Origin of the sequence: Bermanella marisrubri (assembly GCF_012295615.1) — a bacterium.
GTDB lineage: Bacteria > Pseudomonadota > Gammaproteobacteria > Pseudomonadales > Oceanobacteraceae > Bermanella > Bermanella marisrubri.
On record NZ_CP051183.1, the window covers coordinates 3170664 to 3192623 of the forward strand.

The 21960-nt window shown below is 43.7% G+C and carries 26 protein-coding genes; 9 read left to right on the forward strand and 17 right to left on the reverse strand.

Features of this window, described 5'->3' with window-relative positions:
- Positions 1-7 precede the first annotated feature (7 nt).
- Positions 8-1003, reverse strand: coding sequence for a MotB family protein (locus HF888_RS14755; RefSeq protein WP_007018366.1), 996 nt, complete (start codon positions 1001-1003; stop codon positions 8-10).
- A 45-nt stretch (positions 1004-1048) separates the two neighbouring features.
- Positions 1049-1807 carry a flagellar motor protein PomA gene (gene pomA, locus HF888_RS14760; RefSeq protein WP_007018367.1) on the reverse strand — a complete coding sequence of 253 codons (759 nt, stop codon included), beginning with the start codon at positions 1805-1807 and terminating at the stop codon, positions 1049-1051.
- 154 nt (positions 1808-1961) lie between these two features.
- Between pomA and HF888_RS14765 the strand changes: the two genes are divergently transcribed.
- The 6 genes from HF888_RS14765 to HF888_RS14790 all read left to right on the forward strand — a co-directional run bounded on the left by HF888_RS14765 (position 1962) and on the right by HF888_RS14790 (position 7797).
- Complete coding sequence (locus HF888_RS14765; RefSeq protein ID WP_007018368.1) at positions 1962-2186, forward strand: exodeoxyribonuclease VII small subunit; 225 nt, start codon at positions 1962-1964, stop codon at positions 2184-2186.
- 4 nt (positions 2187-2190) lie between these two features.
- Positions 2191-3075, forward strand: a complete 885-nt coding sequence (gene ispA, locus HF888_RS14770) for a (2E,6E)-farnesyl diphosphate synthase (protein WP_007018369.1) — start codon at positions 2191-2193, stop codon at positions 3073-3075.
- A gap of 66 nt (positions 3076-3141) precedes the next feature.
- Positions 3142-5019, forward strand: a complete 1878-nt coding sequence (gene dxs, locus HF888_RS14775) for a 1-deoxy-D-xylulose-5-phosphate synthase (protein ID WP_007018370.1) — start codon at positions 3142-3144, stop codon at positions 5017-5019.
- A gap of 78 nt (positions 5020-5097) precedes the next feature.
- Positions 5098-5694 (forward strand): HD domain-containing protein, encoded by a 597-nt coding sequence (locus HF888_RS14780; RefSeq protein WP_007018371.1) that lies wholly within the window; start codon positions 5098-5100, stop codon positions 5692-5694.
- Between the two features lie 33 nt (positions 5695-5727).
- Positions 5728-6621, forward strand: a complete 894-nt coding sequence (locus tag HF888_RS14785; RefSeq protein ID WP_007018372.1) for a DMT family transporter — start codon at positions 5728-5730, stop codon at positions 6619-6621.
- 12 nt (positions 6622-6633) lie between these two features.
- Positions 6634-7797: a cation:proton antiporter gene (locus HF888_RS14790; RefSeq protein ID WP_007018373.1), complete on the forward strand. Its 1164-nt coding sequence runs from the start codon at positions 6634-6636 to the stop codon at positions 7795-7797.
- Positions 7798-7871: 74 nt separating this feature from the next.
- Here HF888_RS14790 and HF888_RS14795 read toward each other — a convergent pair whose 3' ends face one another.
- The 7 genes from HF888_RS14795 to HF888_RS14825 all read right to left on the reverse strand — a co-directional run bounded on the left by HF888_RS14795 (position 7872) and on the right by HF888_RS14825 (position 12400).
- The gene (locus HF888_RS14795; protein ID WP_007018374.1) at positions 7872-8153 is read right to left on the reverse strand and encodes a hypothetical protein; all 282 of its coding nucleotides are present in this window, start codon (positions 8151-8153) and stop codon (positions 7872-7874) included.
- Between the two features lie 250 nt (positions 8154-8403).
- Positions 8404-9177 carry a helix-turn-helix domain-containing protein gene (locus HF888_RS14800; protein WP_007018375.1) on the reverse strand — a complete coding sequence of 258 codons (774 nt, stop codon included), beginning with the start codon at positions 9175-9177 and terminating at the stop codon, positions 8404-8406.
- Position 9178: 1 nt separating this feature from the next.
- Complete coding sequence (locus HF888_RS14805) at positions 9179-9634, reverse strand: carboxymuconolactone decarboxylase family protein (protein WP_007018376.1); 456 nt, start codon at positions 9632-9634, stop codon at positions 9179-9181.
- A 108-nt stretch (positions 9635-9742) separates the two neighbouring features.
- Complete coding sequence (locus tag HF888_RS14810) at positions 9743-10084, reverse strand: hypothetical protein (protein WP_007018377.1); 342 nt, start codon at positions 10082-10084, stop codon at positions 9743-9745.
- A 9-nt stretch (positions 10085-10093) separates the two neighbouring features.
- The gene (locus HF888_RS14815) at positions 10094-10744 is read right to left on the reverse strand and encodes a glutathione S-transferase (RefSeq protein ID WP_007018378.1); all 651 of its coding nucleotides are present in this window, start codon (positions 10742-10744) and stop codon (positions 10094-10096) included.
- A gap of 187 nt (positions 10745-10931) precedes the next feature.
- Positions 10932-11432, reverse strand: coding sequence for a hypothetical protein (locus tag HF888_RS14820; protein ID WP_007018379.1), 501 nt, complete (start codon positions 11430-11432; stop codon positions 10932-10934).
- 635 nt (positions 11433-12067) lie between these two features.
- Complete coding sequence (locus HF888_RS14825; RefSeq protein WP_133308491.1) at positions 12068-12400, reverse strand: hypothetical protein; 333 nt, start codon at positions 12398-12400, stop codon at positions 12068-12070.
- Positions 12401-12599: 199 nt separating this feature from the next.
- Here HF888_RS14825 and HF888_RS14830 point away from each other — a divergent pair, with 199 nt between their 5' ends.
- Complete coding sequence (locus tag HF888_RS14830) at positions 12600-12944, forward strand: PBPRA1643 family SWIM/SEC-C metal-binding motif protein (protein ID WP_040297886.1); 345 nt, start codon at positions 12600-12602, stop codon at positions 12942-12944.
- A gap of 210 nt (positions 12945-13154) precedes the next feature.
- Here the strand turns inward: HF888_RS14830 and HF888_RS14835 are convergent, their stop codons facing one another.
- The 6 genes from HF888_RS14835 to HF888_RS14860 all read right to left on the reverse strand — a co-directional run bounded on the left by HF888_RS14835 (position 13155) and on the right by HF888_RS14860 (position 17335).
- Positions 13155-13709, reverse strand: a complete 555-nt coding sequence (locus tag HF888_RS14835; RefSeq protein WP_007018383.1) for a hypothetical protein — start codon at positions 13707-13709, stop codon at positions 13155-13157.
- A gap of 105 nt (positions 13710-13814) precedes the next feature.
- Positions 13815-14099 carry a hypothetical protein gene (locus HF888_RS14840; protein WP_007018384.1) on the reverse strand — a complete coding sequence of 95 codons (285 nt, stop codon included), beginning with the start codon at positions 14097-14099 and terminating at the stop codon, positions 13815-13817.
- Positions 14100-14235: 136 nt separating this feature from the next.
- Positions 14236-14682, reverse strand: a complete 447-nt coding sequence (locus tag HF888_RS14845) for a hypothetical protein (RefSeq protein WP_007018385.1) — start codon at positions 14680-14682, stop codon at positions 14236-14238.
- A gap of 802 nt (positions 14683-15484) precedes the next feature.
- On the reverse strand, positions 15485-16168 hold the full coding sequence (locus HF888_RS14850) for a hypothetical protein (protein ID WP_007018387.1): 684 nt from the start codon (positions 16166-16168) through the stop codon (positions 15485-15487).
- A gap of 136 nt (positions 16169-16304) precedes the next feature.
- Positions 16305-16886, reverse strand: a complete 582-nt coding sequence (locus tag HF888_RS14855; protein WP_007018388.1) for a hypothetical protein — start codon at positions 16884-16886, stop codon at positions 16305-16307.
- A gap of 101 nt (positions 16887-16987) precedes the next feature.
- Positions 16988-17335 (reverse strand): hypothetical protein, encoded by a 348-nt coding sequence (locus HF888_RS14860; RefSeq protein ID WP_007018389.1) that lies wholly within the window; start codon positions 17333-17335, stop codon positions 16988-16990.
- Positions 17336-17725: 390 nt separating this feature from the next.
- On the opposite strand from HF888_RS14860, the gene HF888_RS14865 reads away from it, so the two are divergent.
- A complete protein-coding gene (locus HF888_RS14865; protein WP_007018390.1) occupies positions 17726-18352 on the forward strand; it encodes a MarC family protein in 627 nt (208 codons plus the stop codon).
- A 24-nt stretch (positions 18353-18376) separates the two neighbouring features.
- Here HF888_RS14865 and HF888_RS14870 read toward each other — a convergent pair whose 3' ends face one another.
- The gene (locus tag HF888_RS14870; protein ID WP_007018391.1) at positions 18377-19537 is read right to left on the reverse strand and encodes an acyl-CoA dehydrogenase family protein; all 1161 of its coding nucleotides are present in this window, start codon (positions 19535-19537) and stop codon (positions 18377-18379) included.
- 139 nt (positions 19538-19676) lie between these two features.
- Between HF888_RS14870 and HF888_RS14875 the strand changes: the two genes are divergently transcribed.
- A complete protein-coding gene (locus HF888_RS14875; RefSeq protein WP_007018392.1) occupies positions 19677-20948 on the forward strand; it encodes an O-acetylhomoserine aminocarboxypropyltransferase/cysteine synthase family protein in 1272 nt (423 codons plus the stop codon).
- A gap of 56 nt (positions 20949-21004) precedes the next feature.
- On the opposite strand, the gene epmA is transcribed toward HF888_RS14875, so the two are convergent.
- Positions 21005-21940 (reverse strand): EF-P lysine aminoacylase EpmA, encoded by a 936-nt coding sequence (gene epmA, locus HF888_RS14880; RefSeq protein ID WP_007018393.1) that lies wholly within the window; start codon positions 21938-21940, stop codon positions 21005-21007.
- Between the last annotated feature and the right edge of the window lie 20 nt (positions 21941-21960).

Genomic DNA, 21960 nt, shown 5'->3' on the forward strand with positions numbered 1-21960 from the left:
CGCTACCTTAAAATATTTCTTCTGGGTCCAACCCAAAGTCTTCGGGTGTTGCATTTAGTTGATTCTCAAAACCGGTTTCACCTGGAGCCAAGTCAGGCTGATCATCATTATCTTGAGGCTTACTGCGTAATACGATGATCTCCACTCGACGGTTTTTAGCGCGCCCTTCAGCGGTTTTATTTTCAGCCACAGGACGCACGCTACCATGACCAACCACTCGGAAACGGCTCTCTGGCATCTCAGGTGCAATGAATAAATACTCCGCGACTGCGGCTGCACGAGCAGCACTGAGTTCCCAGTTAGAATTATAACGCCCCCCTCTTCCTAAAGGAGTGCTATCGGTATGCCCTTCAACACTAATGCGCCCAGGAACTTCAACCAAAACTTCTCGAATGGTATCCAACACCGGTAGGAACTCATCTTCCACGTAAGCACCGCCCGCATTAAAGGAGCCTTTTTCACGAATGCGAATCACTATTTTACTGCCTTGTGTTTCCAGCTCTACTTGGCCTTTGCTAATTTCTCGCTCAAGCTCGGTTGCCAATTCAAAGGCGGTTTCTTCTGCTTGTTCTGCTTGTTTTTTCTGTGACTCACTTTCCTTTGGCACCGTAATCTCACGGGTTTGCTTGCCCGTATTACCCTTAGCTTCGGTTTGCGCGGTAATAGCATCTTGGCAGAGGACCTCTAATGAGCTTTGCGTCACATCAGATGTCTTTTGTCGTATCTCATTAATCGGAGTAGGTTCGGGGATAGAAGGGCTAAAGTGTTTAGCAATAACACTGGTTCCTTTAGGTGGATCATCCGCACGAATCGTGGTCTGCACACCAAACGCCATACGCAACTCACCTGCAAGCCGCTTAAATTTCTGAGCATCCATCTGAGCGAACGACAGTAAAAGCACAAAGAAGCACATCAATAGCGACATTAAGTCGCCAAAGGTAGCTAACCATGCGGGTAACCCAGGGGGGCATTCGGGACATTCTTGTTCTTCTTCATCTGCCATGATGCTCTCCCATGTGCATCATCATGAGCACAGGTAATTCCATACTTACTCTGCCTCTGCGCCGCGTTTTGATTCAGGCAAATAGGTACGCAGAATCGAATCTATCACACGAGGGTTTTGGCCAGCTTGAATAGCCAGCAAAGCGTCCAAGACCATGGCTTGCAATCTTCCCTCTTCTGCTGCACGCAATTTACATTTGTCAGCAATCGGTAAGGCCAACATATTGGCCAACATTGCACCATATAGGGTCGTTAACAAAGCAACGGCCATGGCAGGCCCGATGGCCTTGGGATCATCCATATTCGCAAGCATGGCAACGAGACCAATCAGTGTGCCGATCATGCCCATGGCAGGCCCCACATCACCAATCTGGGTAAATATAGCACTGCCGGTATTATGGCGATCTGCGGCAAGACGCATATCTTTGCTAAGAAGTGTTTTCACAACCTCTGGATCATGTCCGTCCACTAAAAGCTGAATACCCTTGGCTAAGAAGTCGTAGCTCACTTCCTTGCCCTCAAGGGCCAATAAGCCATTTTTACGAGCCTCACCTGCCAGCTCAACGATCTCATCAATCATGGCATCTGGCTTGGGTAGCTTAAAACTAAACGCTTTACCGGCCACTTTGCCGGCAGCAAGAAACTGCCCAAGCTCAAACTTCATGAGCACGGCAAACAAGGCGCCACCCACCACGATTAATAAAGAAGGTACGTTGAAGAACATAGCTGGGTCGCCACCAAGCACCATGGCTACGGCGATAATGACCCAACAACCAATGAGGCCAACCAGTGTCGCTAAATCCACGCTTTACTCCATTTCACCATCTGTAACGTCCTTTGCAGTCCCGTCTGGCGTTAAAAATACCGATCTCATTTAAAGTTTAGACACGAAATTAGAGTTTGCACTGCAGATTGCGATACAATCCGAAGCACGCATATTTGGATAGACGATATCAGTCATGGCACAGAACTTTGAAAAGTCCCTCAAGCAGTTAGAAGAGCTCGTAGATAAACTAGAAAACAGCGAATACAGCCTAGAAGAATCTCTTAAAGCGTTCGAAACCGGTGTAAAACTGACTCGCGAATGTCAAAAAGCTCTGTCGGATGCGGAACAAAAAGTACAGATTTTGATGGAGCAAAATGGTGAAAGCATTGCTCAAGATTTTGAGAGCGACGTAGACTAACGCCATGACATTTCAAGAATTTCAAACATGGAGTCAAGATCGCTTCCAATCGATTTTGAAGGCTGATTACGTACTTCCCAACGTCGATGCGCAACGTTTAAAAGACGCCATGACATACAGCCTGCTCAACGGTGGCAAGCGTGTTCGTCCATTAATGGTATATGCCACGACACGATCACTCTCTGGAGATCTGCAAGCCGCTGATCAATGTGCCCTTGCCGTGGAAATGATCCATGCCTATTCCCTTGTGCATGACGACCTACCTGCCATGGATGACGATGAACTGCGCCGCGGCCAACCCACTTGTCATATTGCGTTTGACGAAGCCACCGCCATATTGGCCGGTGACGCCCTGCAAACACAAGCTTTCCAAGTATTAGTACAGCCAATTGATGGCATGGCACCACAGCAGCAATTACGCATGGTACAAACCTTGGCTCACGCTAGTGGTTTGGCGGGTATGGCCGGTGGTCAAAGTCTTGATTTAGAGGCCGTCGACAAACAAGTAGATATCGAATATCTGCAAAACATGCACTTGCACAAAACCGGCGCATTAATTGAGGCTAGCGTAAAATTGGGTGGCCTATGCGCCAATGCCAGCGAGCAACAACTCAGCTACTTATCTGTCTACGCCCAAGCAATTGGCTTAGCCTTTCAGGTACAGGATGACATCTTGGATGTGATCAGTGATACCCGTACACTAGGGAAACCTCAAGGGTCTGATGAATCGCGCAATAAACCCACTTATGTTTCCTTATTAGGGTTGGATGGTGCTAAACGCAAAGCGCAAGATCTACATCAACAAGCGCGGGATGCCTTGAGGAAATTGGATGCGGACACAAGCCCACTAGAGGATATCGCTCGCTATATTATTGAGCGAACGTATTAAATCAAATCATGCCATTTCACTGTTTTATGGGTAAAATGGCGCCTTTTTAAAGAACTGCGGTAATTCATGTTCCATCATATCCCAACCACTCGGCCATCAACGCCTTTGCTTGATACGATAAACGAGCCTGCTGACTTACGCTTGCTCGATGCCAAGCAACTGCCACAACTGGCTACAGAGCTACGTCATTACCTGCTCTATAGTGTCGGACAAAGCGGTGGACACTTTGGTGCCGGTCTTGGTGTAGTCGAGCTGACCGTGGCATTGCATTTCGTCTACGATACACCGGAGGATCTGCTTGTATGGGATGTGGGTCATCAAGCTTACCCTCATAAAGCGCTAACGGGTCGTCGCGAACAATTACCCAGCATTCGCCAGAAAGAAGGTTTATCGCCTTTCCCTAAACGCAAAGAAAGTATTTTTGATACCTTTGGTGTCGGCCACAGCTCTACCTCAATTAGCGCCGCTTTAGGTATGGCTATAGCCGCACGCCAGCAAGGTAGTGATAAAAAAGTCGCCGCCGTTATCGGCGATGGTGCCATGACTGCGGGGATGGCATTTGAAGCATTGAACCACGCAGGTCACACCGATACCGATATGTTAGTGATCTTAAATGATAACGATATGTCGATTAGTGAAAACGTTGGTGGCCTTAATAAATATCTCAGCAAAATTTTAAGCAGTAAGACCTATGCCGTGATGCGCGAAGGTTCACGCAAAGTATTAAGTAACATTCCTCACGCGTGGGAACTGGCCACGAAGACGGAAGAGCATGTTAAAGGTTTCTTAACACCGGGCATTCTATTTGAAGAACTGGGTTTCAATTACGTAGGCCCCGTTGATGGGCATGACGTGGATGCTCTTGTTCGTACCTTGCGCAATATGCGCGAGCTGAAAGGCCCGCAATTCCTGCATATCATTACCAAAAAAGGTAAAGGATTCGAACCCGCTGAACAGGAACAAATTAAATATCACGCACTTTCACCGCAAACGACGAAAGTGAATCCCAATCAGAAAAAAGCCAAAAGCTTTAGCAATATTTTTGGTGAATGGATTTGTGACCAAGCTGCGGCGGATAAAAAGCTGTTTGGTATAACCCCAGCCATGCGCGAAGGCAGCGATTTAGTAAAATTCAGTGAAGACTATGCTGATCGTTATTTTGACGTGGCTATTGCAGAACAACATGCAGTGACATTAGCCGCGGGCATGGCCTGCGAAGGCAGCAAACCTGTGGTCGCCATATACAGCACATTCTTGCAGCGCGGTTATGATCAGCTGGTTCATGACGTAGCCATTCAAAATTTGGATGTGACGTTTGCAGTAGACCGTGCCGGTGTCGTAGGGGCCGATGGCCCAACTCACGCAGGCGCCTACGACATTAGCTTTATGCGCTGTATTCCTAATATGGTAATTGCTTGCCCAAGTGACGAAAACGAATGTCGCTTACTTTTAAATACGGCTTATCAGTTCAATGGACCGGCTGCAGTGCGTTATCCACGCGGAAGCGGTAAAGAAGTAAACGTCACCGCTAAACAAGAGACCTTAGAAATTGGTAAAGCTAAAGTATTGCAAAAGGGTCAGTCTGGCATTGCAGTGTTATGTTTTGGCCCACTACTGGAAGAAGCCGAAAAAGCATTATCAGAATTGGCAAATGGTCAAGACATTACCCTAGTAGACATGCGCTTCGCTAAACCTTTAGATGAAACCTTGCTAATCCAGTTAGCGAGCGATCATAGGTATTTCGTGACCCTAGAAGACAACGCCATTATGGGTGGTGCCGGCAGTGCAGTGAGCGAATTCTTTGCCTCGAAAGATATTCAAACAAACGTTACTTTCTTGGGTATTCCTGACGAATGCATTGAACATGGTAGCCAAAAAGAACAATGGGCGGAAATGGGCATTGATGCGGCAGGTATCAAAGCCACCCTGGAAAAACGGTTCTAAAAGTAAACTCTCCATCTCGCTATAAAAGCCTCTCTTTTGCCAGTAGAATAAACGCACATTTACCGTGCGTTTATTCTTATGTCTAAGCAATCCACAAACATCCATTCACTCACTGATTTTTTTTATGCCCTTGATGAGCTGAAACTGGTTAATCGTAAAAGCTACGTGACTGGGGCTGAGCGCTATGAAAATAGTGCCGAACATTCATGGCATCTTGCCATGGCCTGCTGGGCCATGGCGGAATACCTGCCCTATGATTATGATCAGGAAAAACTTATCAAGATGGCACTTGTACACGACCTTGGTGAAATCCATGCAGGCGATACGTTTCTTTATAGCGATAAACGATCGCAAGCCGATAGCGAAGAGCGCAAAGGTTTAGAGCTATTGCAAAACCATGATGGCAATCCCATCCAACAGCTTTTAACCCTGTGGGATGAACAAGAATACGGCGACTCAGAAGAAACGAAACTCTTAAAAGTAATGGATCGCGTTTTACCCTTTATGCTCAATGTGCAAAGCGAAGGAAAAGCGTGGCAAGAAAACGGGGTTTACGTAGATCAAGTAGAAAAAGCCCATGCCTTTATTGCAGATATTAATCCAGATGTGCATGCTTGGTTTAAAGAAAAAATAGCGTTGGCTGTTCGTAACGGGTGGTTAAAGCAACGCAAATAATAAAAGAATATTTCAGTTTTTATTCGGGACAATATGAGCCAGCATCAACAAGCCTACATCTACGCTCTATCAGCAGTACTACTTTGGTCCACGGTAGCTACTGCCTTCAAGATCGCTTTGGAATTTTTAACGCCACTTTATTTATTGGCTATTGCTGTTTCTGTATCTGCTGTTTTTTTATTGGCGGTTTTAATTAAGCAAGGCAAGCTGTCACAAGCTTTACCTCACTTTCAAAAACAAAAAAAACTGTATCTCTTATTAGCGGCTATTAATCCAACACTTTATTACATTATTCTATTTCAAGCCTATGATCTTTTACCCGCCCAGCAAGCACAAACCATCAACTATACATGGGCCATCACCCTTAGCTTATTGAGTGTGCCTTTTCTTGGTCACAAGCTAAAACTGCAAGACATCATTGCGTTAATCATGGCCTACGCAGGGGCGCTGATTATCGCCACGGAAGGGGATGTATTAGGGCTTAACTTCTCGAATATCCCCGGTGTGATACTCGCGTTTGCCAGCACACTATTCTGGGCTTTGTATTGGATATTTAATACCCGTAACCAAGATGATCCAGTGTTGAGCTTATTCATTGGTTTTACCATTGCTTTGATTCCCGTTTGGCTTATTGCTTTGGTTTTTTCAGAACCTGTGACATGGGGTTGGCAGGGTTTGCTAGCCGCCAGCTATGTTGGTCTATTTGAAATGGGTGTGACCTTTTGGCTGTGGCAAACAGCCTTGCACAAAACCGAGCATACGGCCGGTATCAGTAGCCTAATATTTTTAAGCCCATTTTTGTCTCTTGTGTTTATTTCACAAATACTGGGAGAAGCCATTCATAGTGCAACGATTTGGGGGCTATGCTTAATTATTGCAGGCATACTGATTCAAAAATTAAAGGGCAAAAGTAAGGCCACTCACTAAGGAACTTATAACATGGTTAGTAGCGATAGTTTTGTTTTAACCATCGGCGGCATTCTGCTTATTGGCTTAATCACATCCACTATCGCTAAAAGGACGGTGCTACCACGTATTACTTTATTATTACTGTTCGGTATTCTCATTGGTCCTGAAGCACTTAATCTAATTCCTCATTTATTTACCTCCCATTTTGATTTAATTGCCGACATGACATTGCTAATGGTGGGCTTTTTGATTGGCAGTAAACTCACAAAAGAACATCTACAGGAGACGGCATCACAGGTATTGGCTATATCCATTATCGCCGCCCTCGCAACCACATTGATTGTTGCCCTTGGCCTTTATGCTTGTGGGGTCAGTGTGCAGCTTTCTATCATCCTAGGTTGTATCGCAGCAGCGACCGCACCTGCCGCCATTCTCGACCTAGTCATGGAAAATGGTCCTGAGTCGCGCTTTGGCCGTTTATTGATTGCCATTGTTGCGTTAGATGATGTTTGGGCATTACTTTTGTTTGCCATTGGCTTAGCCATCGTGTCAGGCATGCAAAACGGCACATTAGAATGGACATCGCTTTTGCATGCCGGTCGAGAAATAGGAGGGGCTTTAGTCGTTGGTTTATTGATTGGCCTGCCCGCCGCCTATTTAACCGGCCGTATTAATCCCGGTGAACCCGGTATCACGGAAGCGCTGGGTGTGGTGTTTGTATGTGGCGGTATTGCAATTTTCTTTGGCTTTAGTCATCTCATAGCGACCATGGTGATGGGGGCCGTGATTGCGAATCTGGCTAAACATCATGATTATCCGTTCCATGCCATCGAAAACATAGAATGGCCATTCATGGTGACATTCTTTGTTCTTGCCGGTGCATCATTAGAGTTATCCACACTACAGAACATCGGCGCCATCGGTTTGCTATACATTGGTCTGCGTGCATTCGGGAAATACAGTGGCGCTTGGCTAGCTGGCAAACTTTCTCATGCACCCCAAGCCACACAAAACTGGATGGGGCTGGCCCTATTACCACAAGCGGGCGTCGCCATTGGTATGGCGTTGGTGGCAAGCAACGCCTTGCCGGAACAGCGTCAATTACTGCTGTCTTTGGTGATCAGCACCACCGTTATATTTGAATTGATAGGTCCGGTTCTCACTCAAATAGCGATACGAAAGGGTCAAAACTAAGCCAGCTTATTTGGACAACCATAGAGGTGCTTTTTTTGCCGTTCTCGATTCACTTAGCGGCATTGATAATCTTATCAAATCGACTGTCCATGCCCTTTATACTTTCCGGATACCCAAAAGCACCCTAGCATTAAAAAGTTATCGGCTTTGACCGGTGCCCAGAAGTGTTCTGCCGGACCATATTCAATAAAGACTTTAGCGCGCTCATCTAGGCGCCTAAAAACATAGCCGTTTTTAAACTCCTGTTTCAGCCACTGTTTCTTTGCATCATAACTATCCTGACACTTTTTATCGGAAAAAGCGCAGCAAATATGTTCTTCACTGATGTTTTCCGGCGTAAGGGTAATATATTCCATGATAAGACTCCTTTTATCTGCCTCCCACTGGCACCCTCTAAAAGCTTATGTCTCATAGTACAACTGCGTCATTGATGAGGGTCAGGAAAAGCTCTTTTATTGCTGACAGCTTGTTCATACTCCTGCGTTAATAAACATCAAAATCGAATGAGACAGTCTATTCAGTATTCGGCACTGCATCATCACTTTGTGTGTAAAGATAATGTATTGAAAAGTATACTTTAAATGATGGGGACAAAGCCTAACGCTATCAGCGAATGACTTTCTTTTGCAAAACTTGCTTGGGCGTCAAGCGTGCAATCGTACGAAACTCCCGCGTCATATGGGCTTGGTCACTAAAACCAAAATCATGGGCTACATCGGCAAGATTGGCCGATGGATTTTCGCGCAAACACTCAATGGCTTTACGAATTCGTAATATGCGCTGATAGTGTTTTGGTGTCATACCCAGCCAGAGTTTGCAGATACGTTCAATTTGTCGCTGGCTGACATCTACCTCACTTTGTAAGGTGCTTAAAGAAGCGGCTTGGCTAATGTACTGCAATGACTTTTCAAGGGTTTGAGGAATAACATCTGTGAAGTCTAGATTTTGTTCTGCCCATTCGTACAGCATAGGTATGTATTGCTGTATATCAGGCTCATTTTTCAATGATGTATGTAATGAATGAAGTTGAAATATGTCGTCTTCTTTTGCCAGCAGCGTCGGTTCAATATAGTGACGACCCAACACTCCATAGCCAATAGCAGGATGAAAGCGGATGCCTACAAATAGACATCCAGGTTGCATACAAACGTGCTCCGCCTGCATACTTGTAGGCAACATGATGATACCGCTGGGAATTGATTGACCCTCGATTTCCACACCACCGTTTAAGTTCAACACAATTCCACTGCCTGCGTCCGAATACAGCGGCTTTGTGATTGCCTCTGCCTGATCGACAGAAGCAACCCAAAACCCTTGTATCATGGCAGACAACCGTCCCGAAGGCTGAGACAGTTGAAAGTGAAAACCTTGCTTATCCACACTAAGCTGCTTTATAGCTTCCTACCTCAGGTTTGAAGGTTTTAGCAATACGATTCCAACTATTGATGGCATTAATCGCAATGGTTAAATCCACCACAGCTTGCTCACCTAATACCTTTACCACATTCTGATATTGTTCATCGTTCACAAGATTACCATAGGTTAGCTGCTCAGCCCACGCTAAAGCAACGCGCTCTTTTTCAGAATAAAAAGGCATATCTTTCCATGCGCTTAAACCAATAATACGCTCTGGAGATTCGCCATCGCCTAATGCTTCACTCGTATGCATATCAATGCAGAAAGCACATTGGTTGATTTGTGAAATACGCAGCTTAACCAATTCCCAAGTGGCTTTGGGAACGGTTTCTGACTGGGTAAACTGCTCAATCAGATACTGTTCTTGAGACATTAGGATTTTCATGGCTTTGCCAGCAAGTTCAAAGTAATTGGCTCTCATGGGGCTTATCTCCTTAGTTATTAAGCTTAGAAGATAAGATAGAAGACAAGTGATATAAGATATTGAATATTTCCGACATGGCACAAAGAATTTTGGAAGAGAATATCTTTATGATAATCGTTTCGACCAGTTGCCATCATGCTGATCACGACAGTTTTCTTCTGTATCGTAAATAACCTGCTTGGCTTTGTTCGGTAACGTAATATTTAAGCTACTGAGCTCCGCCTCAATTAGGCCTTTCAATAAATGTTTTTTGTCTGACTCTAGATACCCCTGCAATTCATCGTTCATATCAAATACACAGACAATCTTCAGGCTTTGTGGAAAACGAGAATAATCAACCGTATGCGTTAACCACTGAAACCCAGCTAACTCCTGCAATGCGATTTCGCATACATCCGTTAAGGATTGCCTCAGCTGATTATCTAATTTCTTATCCGTTTTACGCATCGCGTGTTCTTATGACTCAGGAAAATAAACAGGCTCATCACCTGCATGCCACTGTGGATACTTTTTCATGATACTTTTGAACAGATCCGAATCTAGCCAATGATTAAGCCATTGAATCAACGCAGTATACTGGCTTGCCTCAAACCATGTTTTATCCACATGAGCAAACTGACGGATGAATGGGAAAATCGCTAAGTCAGCCAAGGTCATCTCAGCTCCCATGATATAAGTATGATTTTGTAGTCGCTCATTTAACTGACTTAGAAAGACCTCTCCTTTTTCGCGATAGTGCTGCTCACTATGCTCAAATCGATCACTGTATTTATAGCGATCCAAAGCCCACTTAAAGTCACCATCATTTTCTTGAATCAAAGCTATTATTTCTGCCTTTTTCGATTCAGGTAATAAAACTTTTTTCACCTCAGGATTCTTAGCAAGCGCGTACAACATAATATCTAAGCTTTCCTCAATGACATCACTATCTGCAAGCTGAAGCACAGGAACCGTTGCTTTTGGGCTGATCTCAATCATTTCAACCGGCTTATCTTTCAGCACGACTTCCCGTAATTCAAAACTGCTTGCAGGCAGACAGTAGGCGATAGCTAAACGTGCGCGCATAGCGTAGGGACAGCGACGAAAGGAATATAAAATACCCGACATAGACAACTCACTCAGGGTCTTTACTGGAAATACTGGTAACGACGTAAAACCTAAATTTTAACAGAAAAAGAAAAGAGAGTCTGATGTTATTATTCAAAGGTATAACTGATAAAAAGTAAGTTCTAATACCGACGTTCAACTAGCACGGATATAGAATATGCTACTGACAAACGAGAGGAACATTACATTAAGTCCGTCTAGTTCCGTATCTACCTATATAAGCAAGGTAAGCAAAAATAATTGAGTGCCCAGTAAAAATCCGCACGCCACCGTACAAATATGACCAGTATTCTGACTCTGATATCTCTCTTGCAGGAAGCCCGGAACGGACTAAATAATAAAAACCATCAATTATACGAACGTCTTCTGAGGGTGCTCTAGTACTGCCATCTGGCGCACCGATACTTCCAGAAAAAAAAGTGAAGATCGCATAGGGCATTAAATAAATAAAAGGCAGAAAATACTTGCCATCCAGTGTCTCTAGATTAACGATAGTGCCACGGCCTTTATACAATATTGCCACAGAAAAAATTGTTGACAAGAATATCGGTGCAAGTAAGAAGGTAGGATCTATATGAATAAAACTAAAGTAGCTAAAGACATTGACGCCTAATGTAAAAATAAAATTCCATTTTAAGGCAGCCCTACTGGATAGCTTCTCCTTTATAAGATGAAATAATCTATTCATAAAAACGGAGCCATAAAACTTTTAATAAACATCTTGAAACTCATCAGCAGAATGCCAATGGGTTGCTTTTATTACAAGGAACAAGATCCTCTAAATCTGCTAGGTTCATAATTATCTGGCTACTACAGCTAATCTTAAATTTCTTCTGTGTACCAACTTTTTTAATTCTAATACCCGAATCCACCTTCCGATCCTGCTTTGATTCACCATCATATATCCAGAATATCGAATACTGATAATCTGAGTTCACAAACTCTAATTCAGTTAAATCGTATTGAGATCGGAAATAGTGCGTGAAAGAAAAGGAGTTCAGGGAACCCTTTCTATCCTTGGGATACTCGAGTTCAATATTATCGAATGTTCCATATCGATATTGGATATAAGAACGTTGATTGGATTTTATTTTTGGAGAGCCACAGACTGATATGAATTTGTTCTTTTTAGTCGCACAGCTAAAGTAGGTCTTCTCAGAAGGCAAGCACAGCGATTCACTATTTGAATGCGCAGTGACGAAGAATAGTAGTATTACTAGTAATAGGTTTTTCATTTTCTCAACTTAGGAAGAGTAGATAATTATAGAAATCCAGAATAGCCGAATACGAACTCTAAAAATAGTTTTCAGCTATCCGATAGAATCAACCTGCAATAATCTCAATCTTCTCACTTTTTATCCAGCCAGAGTGACACTCCCCTCCATATGGCTTACGTGTTGCTATAGGACTAGTTAATCCACAAGAAGATAAATCATCTCCAAAAACAATCCCACTCCATCCACCGATAGCAGAATCGCAGATCACAAAATACGTACCCTTTTCCATGGTTACTACCACCTTAGTGCTTGCATTCGGTGCTGAAAACAATGGCATTCTCTCGGTGATGGCTGCCAAGGTAGAGCATGCATCTAGCTCTTCATAACCTCCTACCATAACAGGAACCGACTCAGCACAGACTTTGTTCGCTGCGATCACTAATAATCCAAGAAATAGATAATGTTTCAATTTTGACTCCCTGAACATGGCAAAAGGCGCGAATATCCCGAAACAACGCCTTATAACGTCTGTCGCACCAACGCCGTGAGCGCTGCACAATGAATTAAGGGCTATAGAAAGAGAATTACGCTATAATATCCGTCAACAACTATACAATTTTCAAACCAACTGGTAATCCATGTCCAAATTCTTCTATAAAGGCCGCCCCATGAAAAAGCCCTCTCATTCGAGCCCGGGTTTTGAAACCAATGCCACCGTGTACTTAGGGACGGACAAAGCCCCAGCTCAAATCAGTGTGCAAAGTGAAGACCGTAAAGAAGAACTCATTGCCATATTCACTGAGCACGGCTGGGCCAGCAAAATTGAAGTGAATCCAGATCAAGAAGAAAATATTCGCGACCTAGAAATCCTGCAAGAACGTAAGAACACTGCTCAAGCTCAAACCACTAAAGCAGCGGGTCGCAACGACCCTTGCCCATGCGGCTCAGGTAAGAAATACAAGAAGTGCTGCGCAACCGCTTAACTTTAAGATCTGCCAACACTTAAGAGAAAAGCCAGTTAAAAATTAACTGGCTTTTTGTTTTTTAGGGCATGGCCGGTCGCGGGTTATTATGCTTTGGCATTGATACACCGTTAAGTTATTTAAAAGTGTCCACATTATCGGGGGAAGTTCATGTCCTTCTTTAATGACTTGTTAGCTGTCTATAAATCAGTGAATCCTAATCCTCAAAAACTACTTTTCGAGATTTTTAGCCGATGATGATAATTCCGTGACAGCACTTTTAATTTCGTGAGTTGCGGATAGTAGCTTGATAACCCTTTCTTCATCCGCTTTTGTGCAATTATCTTTGATCTCTTCGACGATATCAGACAAATCAGCAGTTGAAAGTTCTAGTTTTCTTTTGGAGTTTGCGAGTGTTGATAAGTTTTCATATTCGAACTCTTTTACATAACTTCTTTCAGCGCGAACTTCAGCAATAGTTTTTGCTCTTAGAATCTTGAGCCTTTTGGGAACAATCCAACCTCCCTCAAACTTATCGTAAAGTAAGTTTACTAAAGGCAAAAATATAAGAAAAATTATGGAAAGAAGAAAAGGCAAGAATACATCATCAAACAACAACCATTCCTTTTTCCGTAGCATTGCTATTTTTTCTTGTGTATCTACGAGAATAAATATGCCAAAGCCTTTTATGTGTAAGGAAACCCAAGCAAAAACAAAAGCACCTAATAGTGGATTCTTGAGCCTTACGTTTATATTTTCCTTCAAAGAAGAAATAATATCGTTCATTTGCCCTCCGTGAGCCTAGATATTGCGGCCTCCTAACGCCCGGCCTTGGGGCGCGTGCTTTTTTCGCGTCCAGCGACGCTTTTCAGTGGCCTCAACGGCCGCTTGTTATTTGTTGCGTCGTAGTTCACGAGCTTTATCTACTATCTCGGCTTCAACACGTTCCGAAGCAATGATCATCGCAAGCGCTTCATCTTGACGCCCCGAAGATATTATTCGCCGCGAGTTAGAAATTCTCGTTTTACATCCAGACTCGGTATATCCCTCTTGTTGCATAAGCATGTCAATCAAGTCTTCACTACTAATAGCTAGATCCGAAAATTCGGCAAAGTATTTAACAAAGCATGCCTTCCCAATAGAGCGGAGACTTCGATCTAGTTGATCATCGTTCATGTCTATTCACCTATTTCTGCATGAATACAAATAACGCCCGCATTTGGGGCATTGTTTGTGGAGTGGTGCTTTGGGGTAAAGTGGCGAAGCCACCCCAAAGCGCCGCGGAGCAAACAATGTCCCTATGATGGCCTAGTTAAGTGCATTGTTTGGCATAAAGTTCTCGCGCCTTTGGCAACCGTTTTACGATAGCTTGATACCTAGGACCTTTTCTTACGTCAGCCACTGACTCTGAGCCAACTTTAGAATAAAACGCCTCAACTTTCTCAATATACTGCTCGCAATAGAAGACTTCTTGTTTGTAGTTTTTTGCTTTTCTGGAAAGAATAGCGACTCGCTCAAAATAGTATGGTGCAGGGACCAAGCCGGATTTATCCATTGTTTTTAGCTCGGCATCACAGCAACGTTTCATTGCCTCAATATCATGCTTACTGTCTTCAGCAATCTCCCATGTTTGTTTGCCATCTACTAAATTAGCCCCATCTGTGACTTCGGCAATAAGCTCGCCACTTGTTTTGGGCGATCCATCTTCTTTCTCAAGAGATGGTTTCTTTTTCTTGAATAAAAATTTAAGCATACTCATCTTCGCTCCTTGAACACTTAACGCCTTTGTAACGGGCCGCGTTGTGGCGAAGCCACGCTTTTAGCGGTCCAGCGCGAAGGGCGATCGTTGACAAACTTGTTAGGTGTTTTCGTTTGGCACATTGTTTATTTAAACCTTGGAGCACAAAATTGACATAACCCGCGATCATCTAACTCCATTTCAGGAAACATATTCTCAAAATTTACCTTTGGAATATTATCCGGAGTTTCTGGATCTCTGCCGTACTGGCCGCAGGCAGCACACTGCCTTATCCATTTTCTTGTTCTCGGATCTTTCAGGAACCACTCTTGAGTTTTAGTTTCAGTTCTCATGGACACCTAACGTTCGCAACAAGGGCGCCGCCAGGCGTCCTAGCCCCGAAGGGGCGATTTTGGTTGCGCTTGTTATATGTATTGCGCATTATTTGATACACCAACTTTCAAGTTGCTTCTTATTCCTCATGATTTTGGGATGTATTGTACAGAGCCTTTCAATTTCAGCGACTGTATAGTTTGTTTCCGAAGCGAGAAATGTTGATGGTAGAAAAGTGCACTTATGCTTAATCAAACCGGCCTCTAAAGCTGAGTATACCTTTGGAGCCCTTACAAACCTCCGGTAAAGCCACTGAGCTATTGCTGCAACAATGATGACTGCAATGCCTGCAACGAAAGCCCCTAATAGGGCATTTTCACTAAGTAACTTCATTTATCTCTAAGCCATTTAGACATATAACACTTGCATTTTAGACTGGTCGGAGTGAAGTGGAATGCCAGCCCAATAAAATACGTTTCTGTATTCCGATTTACTCATCATCTTGAATTTCTTGTTCTGGTGCTTCCACCTCAAGCATACCCACACCTTGCATAATCGCAATTGGCTCGATTCGGCGATGAAAAGACATTAATATTTTTAGTTCCATTAATTCATTCCCTTCACTTCGACGCATAAGCTCTTTTTGCATTTTGGGAGGAATACTCATGCCTTCGATAAGTGCTTTCTTAGATTCTTGAACATACTTAAGGCGTGCAGAATCAAGCTCCAACTCTTTGAGCTGCACTTCAAGTTTTGTTAGCTTCCTTTCGGATAGCCCCTTTTGTATAGAATTATAGGTATCGTGAATTTCGTCGATAGATGACGTAACAGCAGTAACGATACCTGCCAATATCCCTGCGACCAAAAGAGCTTCTTTAAGTTTAATGTGGCCCGGTGATGCATACTGAATCTCTTGGATTTGTGGCCTTTCCGCATATGGGACTTTAGCGTACAAAGAACGATAAAAATTAACTGTACTAAATCCACCGCGCCATGGGTACTTCGCATAAGCGCCCTGAAACCAGTCGATTACTCTTTCATCTGTAGAGTCAACTTCAAAGCCAGATAAAGAGTATACTAGGCTGTAGCACTGTATATATAACTTGGAAAGGGATGCCAACTCTTGCATGTCCCAATCTTTATCCAGCTTTAAATATGCATCACCTACAATCATCTACAATTCTTCCTGAAAAATATAACGCCCCAATCACCGAGCCAGTGTAGTGGAGCAATTTTTGTGGTACAAGAGCGAAGCGACACCACAAAAATTGCGCAACGTAGCTGGCTCCGCGTGCATTGGCTTGTTATGCCTATTTTGTTGATTTGTGAAATACAATGGCATCACGAAACCCGTTATTTTCTATTATTGGTTCGGATAATTCACTGATATTGAAAAACTCAGAGAGCATATTTTTGACTATATCGAGATTCTGTTCACTCGGTGAAACAATATCAGGAGGTATGAATATATTTTCAAACTTCAAAGTAGCTTCAAGATTAAACTCTTGGTTAGGTTCTTTGTAACCGCAGTAATCGAATAGGACTTCGCCGAATATTTTAGCTTTAATGTTATCTCCATCAAATGAGCAAAAGCTTATCTTGGTTACATCAACCGGTATGTGCTGGCTATCAAGATAAACAGACCCGTCTATATACCCCTCTTCAGGGTTAACTGGGAACTCGAATTCTTTGTCCTGAAGATCGGAAAAAGATCTAAAGTGGATCTTAATAAAATCTAGCTGGATACAGGTTTCTTCAGTTTCGTTTTGAAACTCAAGCTCATCTAAATCTATCGAGATCGATAAAAATAGAGTCATCGGCAAGCCGACATTCTCATTTTTAAATAATAGGGCGTTTATTTTACCGCACTCAGGACTAATTTTTATTGCCACTGTCTCTCCTCAGGGCATAACGCCGCCAGCACGCGCGGCTTTGTTGTGGAGGCGAAGCCGTAACGGAAAAGTCGTCGCCGTGCCTGGCCTTGTTAGCATTTTTACTGCTCATTTATCTCTGGCAATACCAATTTCTTTTGAATATCAATGAACGATTCTCTCGTGTATGGACCAAAGACAAACTCAGTAGCATCCGCAAACTTATGGTCTTTTTCCCGATCTATGTAGTAGTAAGCACACGATTGTTCTGGGCAAGCATATACTGAAATGTATTTTTCATTTGCATTGATACTCTTAGGCTCATCAATACGACCAATAAATGCTCCATCACCAACGTTAAATCCAAGGCTTTTAACGCCGTCTATCAAGTAAACTTCATAGGGTCCTTCACTCCAAGAAGAGGAACACCCAATCAGAAGTACTGCAACCAAGAATGAAATGTGCTTCACGGCTTTCCTTGCATGCTAACAGCGTGTTATACGGCCTAGATACTGTTAATAAACTATATGCGGCTTGGAGGAGGGGATGAATATCCCTTTCTTCTCAATGACTTACCGCTATATCCATTAGCCGAGTTAATGTTATCCACAACCATAGCACGCCAGTTTTAGTTTGAAAACGCCGGTTCGCATAACTCATCCACAGTGCCGCATAACTTAAGCTACTTGTTGATAAACACCTATAGCGCCCTACTCACGTACCTTTCAGCCTATCGGCTGATTTTGTGTTATGCGGCATGCATACCGTTTAAAACCTGCATAGGAGTAGACTCTAGCGCTTTTTCCAAAACCCGTTACACTTCGCACTTGTTCTAAAAAAATCTAAATAATACGTGCTTTATGTTAGAAACCTTTGTTATTGCATTTACCACGCTTTTTGCAGTGGTCGGCCCTATTGATGTGAGCGCTGTGTATGCCGCTATTACAGTGGGTACCAGCTCGGCTGAGCGTAAGAGTATGGCGTACCGTGGCGTTGCTATTGCCCTTGTTATTTTGTTGATTTTCGCTTTTATTGGTGAGTTGCTTCTAGCCAAGCTTGGGATTTCATTACCTGCCCTTAAGATCGCCGGTGGTATCTTATTGCTATTGATGGCGGTAGATATGGTGTATGCCCGTAGCTCCTCTGGTAATTCCACTACGGATGAGGAGCAAACCGAAGCTTCCGGCAAGCAAGATATTTCTGTTTTCCCATTGGCAACGCCACTGTTAGCAGGCCCTGGTGCCATGGGTGCCACGATTCTATTAATGGCAAAAGCCAGTAGTGATGTGTCCCATCAAGCCATGGTGATTTTGGCCATCTTTTCAATTATGGCGATCTCACTTGTTTTATTATTGCTTGCTAAAAACGTTCAGAGGTTTTTTGGCTTAACCGGTATGCATGTCATTAGCCGTATTTTCGGTGTGTTGTTATGTGCGTTGGCGGTTCAGTTTATGATTGATGGGATTTTACAAAGCGGTATCGTGTAATACCGCTTTCACTTTTTCGCCTTCTTAAGCGCGTGCTTGCGCCAGTAAGTTGCGTGCAATAATCAGTTTTTGAATTTCGCTGGTGCCTTCATAAATAGAAGTAATGCGAATATCCCGAACTTTTTGCTCCAGTGGATAGTCTTTCAAGTAGCCCGCCCCACCTAAGATTTGTAATGCGTTGTAGCAAATACGATTGCCTTCTTCACTGGCGAATAACTTTGCCATTGAGGCTTGGGTGGCAAACTCTTGACCTTGTTCTTTACGGTGCGCCGCTTCTAATACTAATAAACGCGTTGCATTAAGTTTAGTTTCGGCTTCGGCCAGCATCCACTGAATGCCCTGAAAGTCAGCAATACTTTGGCCAAACTGCTGGCGTTCTTTTGCATATTCTATGGCGTAATCGTGAGCACTTTGCGCTATCCCCAAGGCAAGAGAGGCTATACCAATGCGTCCACCAGCTAGTTCACCGACCGCAATCTTAAAACCTTGGTTTACCTCGCCCAATAAATCGCCTTCAGTAACGACAACGTTTTCAAAGATGACTTCGTTGGTGGCGCTACCGCTTTGTCCCATTTTATTTTCTTCTTTACCAATACTGATGCCTTGTCGATTGGCTTCCACTACAAAGCAACTGATGCCCTTGCCCGGTTTAGCAGTTTTATCGGTAACCGCCCATACAATAAGTACGTCGGCGTAGGCGCCACTGGTGATATACAGTTTGCTGCCGCTGATTTGCCAACCCTTTTCGGTCTTATTGGCTTGGCATTTCATGGCACTTGGGTCAGATCCGGCTTGGCTTTCGGTTAAGCAAAATGCGCCCGCGCGATATTCGCCACTGCAAAGCCTGGGTAAATAGTTTTGTTTTTGCTCATCACTGCCCACGGCTTGTATCACGCTGGCCACCATATTGGTGACGGACATAGTTACTGCGGTTGACGCGCAGCCTTTTGCGATCTCGGTCATAGCAAGGCTAAAGGCTACTGTGCCTGCTTGCGTACCGCCATGGTCTTCGTGGATTTCAAGCCCCATAAAACCTAATTCCGCTAGGGCTTTAATATTATCCAAAAATTGTGGGCGATTCTGTGGGTCTGCCAATGCGGCTGCATTAGGTTGTAATTGAGTCTGTGCAAATCGGCGGGCCGTATCTTGAATCAGTTGCTGTGTTTCACTTAACGAGAAGTCCATAGTTTCGATCACTTATTATTGTTTTCAATCAGCTTAACATATAAAAAGCTTTCACCGCTGGCTCTTGCGTCAGCTTATGTCTAGATGCATTATTGCCGTTCCTAAATTCACACATAAGAATCATAAAGGACCTTGCCCAATGAAATTGGAATCCATTGCTCTACATCATGGCTATGAGTCAGAAGCGACGACTAAAGCCGCCGCTGTACCTATTTATCAAACGACTTCATACACCTTTGATGATACTCAACACGGTGCAGATCTGTTCGACCTGAAAGTCGAAGGTAATATCTACACGCGCATCATGAACCCAACCAATGCGGTTCTTGAGCAACGCGTGGCTGCAATGGAAGGCGGTATCGCTGGTCTGGCGCTGGCGTCGGGTATGGCTGCGATTACATATGCCATTCAGTGTCTATGTGAAGTGGGTTCTAATATCGTTAGCACCAGCCAGTTATATGGTGGTACTTACAATTTGTTCGCTCATACTCTGCCTAAACAGGGTATTAACGTAAAAATGGTGGACGCCAACGATTTCGAAGGCTTTGAAAAAGCCATTGATGAAAATACAAAAGCGGTTTTCTGCGAGTCGATTGGTAACCCAGCAGGTAATGTTGTAGACATTGCTAAGCTTGCGGAAATTGCACATAAGCACGGTGTACCTTTAATGGTGGATAATACCGTTGCGTCTCCAATTCTTTGTCGCCCTATCGAATTAGGTGCGGACATTGTTATTCAATCGCTTACCAAATATATCGGCGGTCACGGTACTACTGTAGGCGGTATGATTATCGACGGCGGTAAGTTCGATTGGGCCGCTGACAAAAAACGTTTCGCGGTATTGAATGAACCCGATCCTTCTTACCATGGTGTGGTATACACAGAAGCGCTAGGCGCTGCTGCATTTATTGGTCGCTGTCGTGTAGTGCCTTTGCGTAATACCGGTGCGGCACTTTCACCAATGAATGCGTTCCAGTTACTTCAGGGCTTAGAAACACTTGCATTGCGCATGGAACGTCACTGTGAAAACGCAGAGAAACTCGCTGAATATTTGAATAACCACGAGAAAGTAAGCTGGGTGAATTATGCTGCTCTAAAAGACAGCCCATACTATGAAACCTGTCAGAAAACCTCTGGTGGTAAAGCATCAGGTATTTTGAGCTTTGGTGTAAAAGGTGGCCGTGAAGCCGGTGCTCGTTTCATTGATGCATTACAAATGATCTTGCGTTTGGTAAACATTGGTGATGCTAAATCACTGGCTTGTCACCCTGCTACAACCACTCACCGTCAGCTAAACCCTGAAGAGCTAAAAAGCGCAGGTGTTAGCGAAGACTTGGTACGCATCAGTGTAGGTATCGAACACATTGATGACATCATTGCGGATGTTGAACAGGCGCTAGCAAACGTCTAAGTCAGCTCTTAAGTGAAATGAAAAGCCGATGATGCAAAACGCATCATCGGCTTTTTTTATGCTCTCGAAAAGTCGAAACTCAACACGTCACTTATATTACTTAGACCAAGCTTGAGCATTAAGATGCGATCTAAACCAATAGCCACACCGCTGCAATCGGGCAAACCGGATGCCAATGCTTGTAAGAAATATTCATCGTCCACTCGTTGTTCGTGCTCACGTTTTTTTGCCTCTACATCAAAGCGGCTTTTTTGTTCTTGCACATCCACCAGCTCATCATAACCGTTAGCCAGTTCTAAACCATTTACATAAAGCTCAAAACGTTTTGCCACTTGAATACCATCAAAGCGCTCGTATGTTTTTGCCAGTGCAGCTTGAGATGCAGGATAATTGTAAATAAAAACCAGCGTATTTTTAGGTAGCTGAGGCTCCACCACATGACTCATGATGATATCTAAACAGGCATCACGACCGAGGTCTACGTCGGTGCCTACAAACTCGTTACAACGCGCACGTAACTCATCATCACTCATATTAAATGGATCAAGGTCCGCATAGGTATCCAGTGCTTGCGCATAAGTGAAGTTTTGGCGCTGCTGAATCGCTAAATAATCGCCAACCAATTGTGCAACTTCATCCATTAATGTTTCTAAGTTGAACCCTAAACGATAATACTCCAGCATGGAAAATTCTGGATTGTGTCGATTGCCTTGTTCACCATCGCGGAAGGTTTTACAAATTTGATAAATATCACCACTGCCTGCCGCGAGTAAACGCTTCATAGGATATTCAGGGGAGGTATGCAAAAACGCAGGGGCATTCATTACCTGTGCGCTTACTGGCTGCAAATTAGCATCACTGACCGCCGCTTTCGACAGCATTGGGGTTTCTACTTCTAATACAGAGCGCTGTAAAAAAAACTCACGAAGGTAGCGATAAAAGTTCGCCCGCTCCTGCAAAGCAGGGATAGATGCATTCGGTTGCCAAGTCATAAAAACCTCATAAAAAAGGC